At 59.7% G+C, this 11,045-nt stretch carries 8 protein-coding genes and 3 pseudogenes; 6 read left to right on the forward strand and 5 right to left on the reverse strand.

Annotated elements, in window-relative coordinates:
• Positions 1–410, forward strand: a pseudogene (locus BZ163_RS01275) (acetyl-CoA carboxylase biotin carboxyl carrier protein subunit); the annotation flags it as partial.
• 58 nt (positions 411–468) lie between these two features.
• On the opposite strand, the gene BZ163_RS01280 reads toward BZ163_RS01275, so the two are convergent.
• A complete protein-coding gene (locus BZ163_RS01280; RefSeq protein ID WP_128869484.1) occupies positions 469–1,116 on the reverse strand; it encodes a LexA family transcriptional regulator in 648 nt (215 codons plus the stop codon).
• A 130-nt stretch (positions 1,117–1,246) separates the two neighbouring features.
• On the opposite strand from BZ163_RS01280, the gene BZ163_RS01285 reads away from it, so the two are divergent.
• Together BZ163_RS01285 and BZ163_RS01290 are read left to right on the forward strand one after the other, a co-directional pair.
• Positions 1,247–1,588, forward strand: a complete 342-nt coding sequence (locus tag BZ163_RS01285; RefSeq protein WP_128869491.1) for a DUF6124 family protein — start codon at positions 1,247–1,249, stop codon at positions 1,586–1,588.
• Between the two features lie 484 nt (positions 1,589–2,072).
• Positions 2,073–3,224, forward strand: coding sequence for a M14-type cytosolic carboxypeptidase (locus BZ163_RS01290; RefSeq protein WP_128869485.1), 1,152 nt, complete (start codon positions 2,073–2,075; stop codon positions 3,222–3,224).
• 254 nt (positions 3,225–3,478) lie between these two features.
• Here BZ163_RS01290 and BZ163_RS01295 read toward each other — a convergent pair whose 3' ends face one another.
• Positions 3,479–3,925, reverse strand: coding sequence for a helix-turn-helix domain-containing protein (locus BZ163_RS01295; RefSeq protein ID WP_128869486.1), 447 nt, complete (start codon positions 3,923–3,925; stop codon positions 3,479–3,481).
• Positions 3,926–4,019: 94 nt separating this feature from the next.
• Here BZ163_RS01295 and BZ163_RS01300 point away from each other — a divergent pair, with 94 nt between their 5' ends.
• The 3 genes from BZ163_RS01300 to BZ163_RS01315 all read left to right on the forward strand — a co-directional run bounded on the left by BZ163_RS01300 (position 4,020) and on the right by BZ163_RS01315 (position 7,551).
• The gene (locus BZ163_RS01300; protein ID WP_128869487.1) at positions 4,020–5,228 is read left to right on the forward strand and encodes an MFS transporter; all 1,209 of its coding nucleotides are present in this window, start codon (positions 4,020–4,022) and stop codon (positions 5,226–5,228) included.
• Between the two features lie 463 nt (positions 5,229–5,691).
• Complete coding sequence (locus BZ163_RS01310) at positions 5,692–6,150, forward strand: transposase (RefSeq protein WP_128869488.1); 459 nt, start codon at positions 5,692–5,694, stop codon at positions 6,148–6,150.
• Positions 6,151–6,588: 438 nt separating this feature from the next.
• The gene (locus BZ163_RS01315; protein WP_128869489.1) at positions 6,589–7,551 is read left to right on the forward strand and encodes an IS110 family transposase; all 963 of its coding nucleotides are present in this window, start codon (positions 6,589–6,591) and stop codon (positions 7,549–7,551) included.
• Positions 7,552–7,751: 200 nt separating this feature from the next.
• On the opposite strand, the gene BZ163_RS01320 is transcribed toward BZ163_RS01315, so the two are convergent.
• From BZ163_RS01320 to BZ163_RS01330, 3 genes and pseudogenes are all read right to left on the reverse strand, one after another.
• Positions 7,752–9,281, reverse strand: a complete 1,530-nt coding sequence (locus BZ163_RS01320) for a DHA2 family efflux MFS transporter permease subunit (RefSeq protein ID WP_128869490.1) — start codon at positions 9,279–9,281, stop codon at positions 7,752–7,754.
• 36 nt (positions 9,282–9,317) lie between these two features.
• Positions 9,318–10,536: pseudogene (locus BZ163_RS01325) on the reverse strand (efflux RND transporter periplasmic adaptor subunit).
• A gap of 15 nt (positions 10,537–10,551) precedes the next feature.
• Positions 10,552–10,920, reverse strand: a pseudogene (locus BZ163_RS01330) (TolC family protein); the annotation flags it as partial.
• Positions 10,921–11,045 lie beyond the last annotated feature (125 nt).

Here is an 11,045-nt window from a genome sequence, read left to right on the forward strand (position 1 = left end):
GACCCTGGGCCGCGCCGATGCCCACACCGCGCAGCTCAAGGGCGAACAACTGCTGACCGAGCACCACGGCGTGCGCCGCCAGGCATCGGGCGATCCGGCGGGGTGACAGCGTGTACCTGCACTGGGCCGGTGAGTTGCGCCGCATCGAGTCCTACGACCCGATCAGTGCCGTCGAAGCCAGCCACAGCCATCAGGGCGGGCTTGCCGCGCCCATGAATGGCAGCATCGTGCGCGTGCTGGTGGAGGCCGGGCAATCGGTCGAAGCCGGGGCGCAACTGGTGGTGCTGGAAGCGATGAAGATGGAGCACAGCATCCGTGCGCCCCATGCCGGGGTGATCAAGGCGCTGTATTGCCAGGAAGGCGAGATGGTCAGCGAAGGCAGTGCGCTGGTCGAACTGGAAGAAGCGTGAGCTGAAGGAAGAAGCGTGAGCTGAAGATCGGTCCCGCGCCTGGCGCGGACCGATCCGGCTAGAACCTGATTGTCGCCTGGACCACCACGCCGATGATTCGGCACTCCGGGCTGTACAGGGCTTTGGGGTACGTCGGATTGAGCGGCACCAGGTAACGCTGCCCGCCCTCCTCGATCAGCTTGCGAAACGTGGCCTCGGCGCTGTCGGGCCATTGGGCGATCACCAGTTTGCCCGGCAGCGCTTCCACGGCCGGGTCCACCAGGATCAACATGCCTTCGGCAATGCTGAGACCCGTCGGTGCCGTCATCGCATCGCCTGTCACCTCCAGCCAGAATGCCGCGCCCAGCGCCGAGTAATCGGACCGTTCGAAACGCGCCTGCCCGTAGGCCGCCGGCCCGTCTTCACGCACCTCTGTGGCGGCGCGCCAGCCACTGACCGGGTAGCGGAAGTACGGGTTGTACTTTTGCGCCAGGTCCTGGCCCTCGGCCTTCGCGGCGTCCGGCTCGCGGATCACCAGCGCCACCTCGAGAAAGTCCAGGCCCAGCGCCTGCAGCACCCGATTCATGTCATCGATGCCCGGCTGGCGACGTTTGTTCAGCCAATGGCCAATGCCCCCCTGGGACATCCCGACGCGCTCGGCGAGTATCTCTTGAGTGATTTTGAGTTCACTCATCTTGGCCTTGACCAATTCAATCCATTTATCCATGTGCGGCACGATACGTGGGTGCCTCCAGCCGTCAAAACACAACTTGTAGTATTTAAATTTTCGTCACAAATACAATTTGTACTAGGATTGTTTCACGGATATGAACCCCATCACGGAGCTAGCCATGACCATGACCATCCCCGGCAATGACCTGCCAGACCTGTCGATCGACACCACCCTCACCTCGCCCGAAGGCTTTGCGGCCGCGCAGCGAGCGCTGGACTATTACTTGAAACCTGCTGTTTCAGAGGAAGTGGTCGAAGAACGCTTCTTTGATGTGAGGCGCAATATCAGCAGCGAAGAGGCACTGGTCCATGCCTCGGACCTGCTGCGTTGTGCAGCCGCCACCGCCAACGAGTCGGGCAATAACCTTCAGGGCGCCAACCGGCATCTGGCTTTTTCGACGGTGCACATGATCGAGATGGCCCGGGCGCTGGTGGACCGGTCCCTGGAGTGTGCTCAGAACGGCTGAAAAAAGGATGTGTTCGGGGAGGACGGGAAAGAATTTTCCAATCGCGCAGATAAAATCATTTGACTTGCAAACGAGAATGATTATTATTGCATGCAGCTGGTCGCGAGATCAGTCGATTGTCCAAGGGACCTTAGGTCGGTCTCCTGGACACTCTCCTCATCAGGCTAATCACGGTTTTTGACCCGGCTTTTTGCCGGGTCTTTTTTTGCCAGTTTTTCTGGCTTTTACCTTCAGGCTAATGAAGTCTTTTGGTGTTACAAATCCGAATGGCGCGGATGATATCAAAAGAATATCCGTTGGCAAGAGAAGCCCGGCATCATTGGCCCAAACTAATCAAAAATAGCACTTGAGAATCAATCGCACAGCCTCTAAGCTGCCTCGGCGTCAAGGACGACGCCCCCCTTTCCAGCCCGCAATTTCCCCCGGTTTTTCCCTTCCCAGCGTGTAAAGTACCAGCCATAAAAATCATATTCAGGAATCGACTATGACCGTGGCCAAATCCTCGCTCGACATCAGCGCCAACTTCGACAGCGGCAACATTGAAGTGCTCGATATCAGCAACCCGCTCCAGGCGTTGCTGGCCATCCGCCCGGACACCCGCAGCCAGCACTTCCAGTGGTTTCACTTCAAGGCCAGCGGCCTGCATGTCGGCCAGGAGCACTGGTTCCGCCTGAACAATGCGAGCAAATCCTCGTACAACAAGGCCTGGGACGGTTATCAGGCAGTGGCGTCCTATGACCACGTCAACTGGTTCCGCGTGCCGACCATCTTCGAGGGCGATTGCCTGCGTTTCAGCCTCGAAACCACCGCCACCCACGCCTGGTTTGCCTACTTCGAACCCTATAGCCGCGGTCGCCATGACTGGCTGATCGAGCAGGCGCTGACCAAGGCCGGCACCGAGCTGCTGGCCACCGGCAAAAGCGTCGAAGGTCGGGACATCCAGCTGCTGCGCAAAGGCACGGGCGCCGAAGGCCGACGCAAGGTGTGGATCATTGCCCAGCAACACCCTGGCGAACACATGGCCGAGTGGTTCATGGAAGGCGTGATCGAACGCCTCGAACGGCATGACGATCCTGTGCTGCAAAAATTGCTGGCCAGCGCCGACCTGTACCTGGTGCCGAACATGAACCCGGACGGCGCCTTCCACGGTCACTTGCGCACCAACGCCATGGGCCAGGACCTGAACCGCGCGTGGCAGAGTGCGAGCCAGGAACTGAGCCCGGAAGTGCTGTTCGTGCAACAGCAGATGGAGCAGTACGGGGTCGACCTGTTTCTCGACATCCATGGCGATGAGGAGATTCCTTATGTGTTCACCGCCGGTTGCGAAGGCAACCCGGGTTACACGCCGCGGATCGAGAAACTCGAAGAACAGTTCCGCAGCCATCTGAAGCACCAGACCAAGGATTTCCAGACCAGGCATGGCTATACCCGCGATCTGCCGGGCAAGGCCAATATGACCTTGGCCTGCAACGCCGTCGGGGAGAAATTCGATTGTTTGTCGCTGACGCTGGAAATGCCGTTCAAGGACAACAATGATGCGCCGAATGCGTTGACGGGGTGGTCGGGCAAACGGTCGAAGCAGTTGGGCAAGGATGTGCTGACGACGGTGGCTGATATGGTCGATAGCTTGCGCTGATCTATTGGTGGCGAACACTGGCCACCAACGACCAACCGATTGAAATGGCTGCACGCTGCCCCTGTAGGAGCTGGCTTGCCAGCGAAGGCGTCCTTCCAGATGAAAAAATGTTGCCTGACCCACCGCTTTCGCTGGCAAGCCAGCTCCTACAGGGGTTTGTGTCGGACACAAAACATGTGAGCAATGCTGATCAAAATGTGGGAGCGAGACTGCTCGCTCCCGCAGGTGGAATACGGCTGCGATCTTTCTGACGTTCACTCGGCCGCTATGCGTACGCAATCCTCCGGCCCCAGCAAACGCCCATCCTCGGCACGCGGTTCCAGCGTCTGCAAAGGCCGACCGCTCTCCCGATCAACCAGCCGCGAGTGCGCCTCTCCCTCCTCGAAGAAAAACGCCTCGCCCCATTGCCGCAATCCGATGATCAGCGCAAACAACCCCTTGCCCTTCTCTGTCAGCACGTATTCCTGATACGCGCTGCCGTCCGACGCCGGCACCAGATCGAAAATCCCGTTGGCTACCAGCGCGCGCAAACGCGCCGACAATATGTTCTTGGCCATCCCCAGACTGCGCTGGAATTCACCGAACCGGCGAATGCCATCGAAGGCATCGCGCACGATCAGCAGCGACCAGCCATCGCCAATGGCCTCGACGGAACGGGCCACCGGGCATTCGGCGCCTTCCATGCTTGTACGTTTGGCCATGTTCGCGGTCACCCAAATTATGTAGTTGCAATATAAAACCGGTTTCCTTACCGTACAACTGGTTTCACTTTGAAACCACCAAAGGAGACCGGTGATGAAACATGACCAGCCATTGAGCCGCACCGTGGTGCTGCTGTTTGCCGTCGCCTGCGGCCTGGCCGTCGGTAATGTCTACTACGCACAGCCGCTGCTGGATGCCATGGCCCAGGCGTTTGCCATCGCGCCTGCCACCGTCGGCATCGTCGTTACCCTGACTCAGGTCGGTTACGGCCTCGGTCTGTTGCTGCTGGTGCCGCTGGGGGATCTGCTCAATCGTCGGCGCTTGATCGTCACGCAAACCTTGCTGTCGGCGCTGGCGCTGCTGATGATCGCGTGGGCGCCGAACAGTGTCTGGCTGTTGCTGGGAATGACCCTGACCGGACTGCTGGCCGTGGTCACGCAAGTGCTGGTGGCCTACGCCGCCACACTGGCCATACCGGCGCAGCGAGGACGGGTGGTGGGCGTGGTCACCAGCGGGATCGTGGTCGGCATTCTGCTGGCCCGAACGGTGGCCGGCGGTATGGCTGATCTGGCCGGTTGGCGGTCGGTCTATCTGTTGTCGGCCGGTCTGACCCTGGTGATGGCACTGCTGCTGTTTCGCGTGCTGCCCCGGCAGGAACAGGCGCAACCCGCCAGTGCCTACGGCGCTTTGATCGGATCGGTGTTTACGTTGTTCAGGGAAGAACCGGTGCTGCGGCAACGGGCGGTGCTGGCGCTGCTGACGTTCGCCAGTGCCATGGTGCTGTGGACGCCCATGGTGCTGCCGTTGAGCGCCCCGCCGCTGTCGTTGTCCCACACTCAAATCGGCTTGTTCGGCCTGGCAGGCGCCGCCGGCGCGCTGGCCGCCGCCCGTGCCGGGCATCTGGCCGATCGTGGCCTGGGGCAATGGACCAGTGGATTGTCGCTGCTGTTGATGCTGGTCTCGTGGCTGCCGATCGCCCTCACCCACTCTTCGTTGTGGGCGTTGCTGCTGGGAGTGATTACCCTGGATTTGGGGCTGCAGGCGGTGCATGTCACCAGCCAGAGCATGATCTACGGCGTGCGCCCCGAAGCCCAGAGCCGACTGACTGCCGGCTACATGGTGTTTTATTCGATCGGCAGCGCCTTGGGCTCCATCGGTTCGACGGCGATGTACGCCTGGGGCGGGTGGCTTGGCGTGTGCCTGCTGGGCGCAGGCATCAATGCCGTGGCGTTGATCTATTGGTGGCGAACATTGGCCACCAACGACCAACCGCGAGAGGTGGCTTCACCTCGCCCTCTGTAGGAGCCGGCTTGCCGGCGAAGGCGTCTTCATGGGCGATGCATGGCTTGAGGCCGCCTTCGCTGGCAAGCCAGCTCCTACATGATCAGCGTGTGCAGATGGATTGTGGTCAACGCCAAATATCGTCAACTGCGTACAGATGGATTGAAAAAAACGCCGAACCCTGTCACCTGCGCACAGATGGATTGCGATAACGCCGAACCCTGTAGGAGCCGGCTTGCCGGCGAAGGCGTCTTCATGGGCGATGCAGGCCTTGAGGCCGCCTTCGCTGGCAAGCCAGCTCCTACATGATCAGCGTGTGCAGATGGATTGTGGTCAACGCCAAATATCGTCAACTGCGTACAGATGGATTGCGATAACGCGAGCGAAGGTGTTGAGGCTGATACATCCAGACCCAAACCTTTTCGGAATTAAGTTATCTGCGCGCTAGCCTAGTTCTTTTCTACCTACACAGGAGGGCAAAGGAATGCCCACTCGTTCCCACGCAAATCAACTGCGCACCGGGCGTTACTCCCAGTCCGGACAAATCTATCTGCTTACTGCCGTCACCCATTTGCGCGAACCCGTTTTCAGCGATTGGCGAGCGGGACGTTTGGTGGTGAATCAATTTCGTCATGTTCAAACAGAGGGATACGCCGATTCCCTGGCCTGGGTAGTGATGCCCGATCACTTTCACTGGCTGGTCGAACTGCAGAACAGCACGCTGGCGCAGTTGATGCTTGCGACTAAATCCCGCAGCGCGAGAGAGATCAATGCTTATTTGGGGCGCTCGGGCCGGTTTTGGCAAAAAGGCTTCCATGATCGCGCGCTCCGCCGTGAGGAAAATCTGTTGACGGCGGCCCGTTATATTATCGCCAATCCCTTGCGAGCAGGGCTCGTCAGGCGCGTGCATGATTACCCGTTATGGGATGCCGTATGGTTGTAGAGCTCGGCTTGCCAGCGAAGGCGTCTTCATGGGCGATGCAAGACTTGAGGCCGCCTTCGCTGGCAAGCCAGCTCCTACATGATCAGCGGTGTACAGAAGAATGGTGGTAAACGCCAAACCCTGTCACCGATGTACAGGCCTTTTGCGAAAAACGCCGAACCCTGTAGGAGCCGGCTTGCCGGCGAAGGCGTCTTCATGGGCGATGCAGGGCTTGAGGCCGCCTTCGCTGGCAAGCCAGCTTGTATGTTTAGACTTGTAGGGGTGGTGGGACTAAAAGCCAGCATCTGACTCTAGCCAGTACAGACCGTGGGAGACTTCGCCCCACCCCTTCACCAAAGCGCCGATAAGGAATGCATCGGCCATGACCGACGATAGAAGCAAGCCAGCGCAATGGTGAAGCCCCGACAAGCCTTTAAACCCTAACCCGGAGCTTTCTTTGTGGCAATGAGTGTCTCGCGTTCTGTAGTCGGAGTGGATGTCGCCAAGGCCGAAGTGGTGGTCTATCAGGCCGACACGGATCTGCTGTTGCCCGTGTCAAACGATAAACCGTCTCTTACAAAGTGGCTGAAAACGTTACCTGCAAACAGCGCCATCGCTATTGAAGCCACCAATATCTATCACCTGGATACGGTTGAGCTGGCTCATGCAATGGGACATACCGTCTATGTCATCGACGGCTTCCGTTTGAGTAATTACCGCAAAGGAGTGGGTGGCCGCGCCAAAACAGATGCCAGCGACGCCCGTTTACTGGCGCGTTACTTGAAGAACGAAGAGGAAGAGCTACGTCCTTGGAGCCCGCCGCCGAAGGTCTATACCAAGCTTCAAAGCCTGCTTCGAAGACGAGCGACATTGGTCCAGGCGCGTGTCAGTTTGACTCAAAGCTGGAGCGACGAACCGCTGCTGAAAGCGGCATTCAAACAACAGATCGCTGCCATGGGCCGATTGGATTTACTCATCCAGAAGAAGCTGTTGGACGTCGTAAAAGAGGCGGGTCTGCTCGAGCAAGTCAAACGCTGCCAGGCCGTAGAGGGGGTCGGTTTTCTTACCGCCACCGCACTGACGATGGCATTTCAACGCGGCGATTTCGCCAGTGGTGACGCCTATATCGCGTTTCTTGGAATGGATTTGAGAGTCTCTGATTCGGGGCAGATGAACGGACGTCGAAAGCTGACCAAGAAAGGTGACTCAGAGATACGGCGCCTGCTGCATAACGCGGCGATGGCTGCCAGTCGCTCAAAGACCTGGAAGCCGTTTTACGAACGCTATCTGGAGCGGGGATTAAAGACGACTCAAGTGCTGGTCATCCTGGCTCGCAAGCTGGCACGGGTGGCATTCGCCCTGATGAAGAACCAGAGCGAATATCAGCCAAATCCAGTTTTTGGGGCTTCCCCCCAAACATAGAATCTCCTACATGATCAGCGGTGTACAGAAGAATGGTGGTAAACGCCAAACCCTGTCACCGATGTACAGGCCTATTGCGAAAAACGCCAAACCCTGTAGGAGCCGGCTTGCCGGCGAAGGCGTCTTCATGGGCGATGCATGGCTTGAGCCGCCTTCGCTGGCAAGCCAGCTCCTACAGTGGGATTGTCGGCAATCCTGGCTTAATGACCGGCGGCCGCAGGCCCCGCCTTCGCCGCAAACGGCGGTTTCGCCAGCCACACCAGCAGGATCAAGCCCATGAACCCCCACCCCAGCAACGTGAAGTAATCCACGGTGGAGAGCATGTACGCCTGGCTGGTCAGCACATGGTCCAGCTGCGCATACGCCTGATTGCTCGCCCCGCCCAGCGCATTCAACGCATCCCGTGTCGCCGGCTCGTAGGTGCTGATGCTTTCGCTCATATAGGCATGATGCTGGTCCGCCCGGCGAATCCAGATCCAGGTGGTCAGCGACGCTGCAAAACTGCCGCCCAGGGTCCGCAGGAAGGTCGCCAGGCCGGCGCCGTCGGCGATCTGGCTCGGCGGCAGGTCCGACATCAGAATGCTCAAGGTCGGCATGAAGAACAGCGCCACGCCAATGCCCATGAACAGTTGCACCAGGGCGATGTGCTGGAAGTCCACTTCATTGGTGAACCCGGCCCGCATGAAGCAACTCAGGCCGATGCACAGGAACGCGCCGCCGGCCAGCAGCCGCAGATCGAACTTGTGCGCGTACTTGCCGACAAACGGCGACATCAGCACCGGCAGAATGCCGATCGGTGCCACCGCCAGACCGGCCCAGGTCGCCGTATAGCCCATCTGGGTCTGCAGCCATTGCGGCAGGATCAGGTTGATCCCGAAAAACCCGGCATAGCCGAGCACCAGCACAATGGTGCCGATACGAAAATTGCGATACGCAAACAACCGCAGGTTGACCACCGGGTGCTTGTCGGTCATTTCCCAGATCACGAACACCGCCAGCGCAATCACCGAAATGGCCGCGCCGACGATGATGAAATTCGACTCGAACCAGTCCAGGTCGTTGCCTTTGTCGAGGATCACCTGCAACGCACCGACGCCGATGATCAAGGTGATCAACCCGACGTAATCCATCGGCTGATAACTGGTCACCACCGGCCGCGCCTTGAGTTGCGCACGCACCACCATTACCGCAAAAAACCCGATCGGCACGTTGATGAAGAAGATCCACGGCCAGCTATAGCTGTCGGTGATCCAGCCGCCAAGGATGGGACCTGCAATCGGCGCCACCACCGTGACCATCGCCAGCAGCGCCAGGGCCATGCCGCGCCTGGCGGGCGGATAGACTGCGATCAGCAGCGTCTGGGTCATCGGGTACAACGGACCGGCCACCAGGCCTTGCAGCACCCGAAAGCCGATCAACTCAGGCATGGAAGTCGAAATGCCGCAGAGAAACGAGGCCAGCACAAACAGAATGGTCGCCCAGAGAAACAGCTTCACTTCCCCGAAACGCCGGCTGAGCCAACCGGTCAACGGCAGCGCGATCGCGTTGCTCACCGCGAACGAGGTGATGACCCAGGTGCCCTGCTCCGAACTCACGCCGAGGTTGCCGGAGATCGTCGGCAGCGCCACGTTGGCGATGGTGGTGTCGAGCACCTGCATGAACGTCGCCAGCGACAGGCCGATGGTGCTGAGCAGCAGGCTGGGCGGCGTGAAAGACGCGTTATTGCTCATCGCGAATCCTTTGAAACCTGATGGGCGCAGCGCCCGTTACGGACGCAGCTGCCCTTGTGGGAGCGGCTTGCTGACCGCGGCGCTGTTGTCGTGGATCAACTGAGTGATCATCGCGTCGGCCTCGACCAACTGACGGTCGTAGACGCTGGTGCGGAACGAAGCCTTTTGCGGCGGCTGTTGTGCCAATACCGGGCCGCTCTGGTCATGCAGGTTCACATTGACCTGGGTCGACAGGCCGACCCGCAATGGATGTTTTGCGAGCTCTTCGGCGTTGATGTGGATCCGCACCGGCACCCGCTGGACGATCTTGATCCAGTTGCCGGTAGCGTTTTGCGCCGGCAACAGGGCAAAGGCGCTGCCGGTGCCGGCGCCGAGGCTGTCGATGGTGCCGCTGTATTTCACGTCGCTGCCGTACAGGTCGGCTTCGATGTCCACCGGCTGGCCGATGCGCATGTCACGCAGCTGGGTCTCCTTGAAGTTGGCGTCGATCCACAGTTGATCCAGTGGAATCACCGCCATCAACGCCGTGCCCGGCTGCACGCGCTGACCGAGTTGCACGGTGCGCTTGGCGACATAACCGGTGACCGGCGCGATCAAGGTGCTGCGTGCATTGTTCAGATAAGCCTGACGCAATTGCGCGCGCAGCAGACATCACATCCGGATGCGACGACACCACGGTGTCATCCACCAGGGCGCTGGTGGTTTTCAGCTGCTGCCGGGCGTTGGCCAGGGCGTTTTGCGCCGAGGTCAGGTCGTCGCGAGCGTGGGACAGTTCTTCCTGGGAGATCGCGCCGCCGGCCGCCAGGTTCTTGCGGCGATTGAAGTTGTCCTGGGCCTTTTGCACCTCCGCCTGCTGCGCATTGACCTGGGCTTTCATGCCGTCGACGTTGCTGTACAAGCCGCGCACCTGGCGCACGGTGCGAGCGAGGTTGGCCTGGGCACTCTGCAAACCGACCTGGGCGTCGTTCGGGTCGAAGTTGATCAGCACCTGGCCTTCATGGACCAGGTCGCCATCGTCGGCGCCGATGCTGACGACGGTGCCGGTGACCAGCGGGGTGATTTCCACCACGTTGCCGTTCACATAGGCGTCATCGGTGCTTTCGTTCCAGCGCCCGTAGAGTTCGTGATAACCCCAGACACCCAGAGCGGTGAGTATCACCAGCAGCGCCAGGACCACCAGCATGACTTTGCGCTTGCGCTGATTGCTCGCGTCTTGTGGGGTGTCAGGGGCTTGCGTTGTATCGGCAGTAGCCATGACGAATACCTTGAATTAGTTGTGCTGCGTGGCTGGGATTGGATTGGCTGCGGTCAGGGTGTCGCCCTGAAAACCGCCTCCCAGCGCCTGCATCAGTTGAATCGACAGATCGATCTGCTCGGCATTCAGGCTTGCCAGCTGGCGCTGGGCCTGGAGCAATTGCTGCTCGATGCTGAGCACGTCGAGGTAGTTGCCGACCCCGGAACCGTAGCGCTGGACCACGGTGTCGTATGACTGCTGGGCAATGTCGGTGGCGTGTTGCTGGGCACCGATCTGCCGGCCGATATCGCGCAACTGGTTGATGGTGTCGCTGACATCGCCCAGGGCGTTGACCAGGCTTTTGTTGTACTGCGCCACCGCGAGGTCGTAATCGGCGTCGCGGGCTCTGCTTATGTTGGCGCAAAGGCCGTATACGCGATTAGCGTTGTTAGTTCAGGTCTGGATTGGGTTTGGTGTATTGCGCCAATGAATCATTGAGTGACCTCATGGTCATAGCACTGACTTTTTCC

It is taken from the genome of Pseudomonas sp. VI4.1 (genome assembly GCF_002029345.1).
In the GTDB taxonomy this organism is placed as follows: domain Bacteria; phylum Pseudomonadota; class Gammaproteobacteria; order Pseudomonadales; family Pseudomonadaceae; genus Aquipseudomonas.

Coding starts and splice junctions, on each gene's coding strand:
- BZ163_RS01295 (WP_128869486.1), bottom strand. CDS start 3,925: ATGGCCAAACGTACAAGCATGGAAGGCGCCGAATGCCCGGTGGCCCGT.
- BZ163_RS01285 (WP_128869491.1), top strand. CDS start 1,247: ATGACCATCCCCGGCAATGACCTGCCAGACCTGTCGATCGACACCACC.
- BZ163_RS01300 (WP_128869487.1), top strand. CDS start 4,020: ATGAAACATGACCAGCCATTGAGCCGCACCGTGGTGCTGCTGTTTGCC.
- BZ163_RS01320 (WP_128869490.1), bottom strand. CDS start 9,281: ATGAGCAATAACGCGTCTTTCACGCCGCCCAGCCTGCTGCTCAGCACC.
- BZ163_RS01290 (WP_128869485.1), top strand. CDS start 2,073: ATGACCGTGGCCAAATCCTCGCTCGACATCAGCGCCAACTTCGACAGC.
- BZ163_RS01310 (WP_128869488.1), top strand. CDS start 5,692: ATGCCCACTCGTTCCCACGCAAATCAACTGCGCACCGGGCGTTACTCC.
- BZ163_RS01280 (WP_128869484.1), bottom strand. CDS start 1,116: ATGGATAAATGGATTGAATTGGTCAAGGCCAAGATGAGTGAACTCAAA.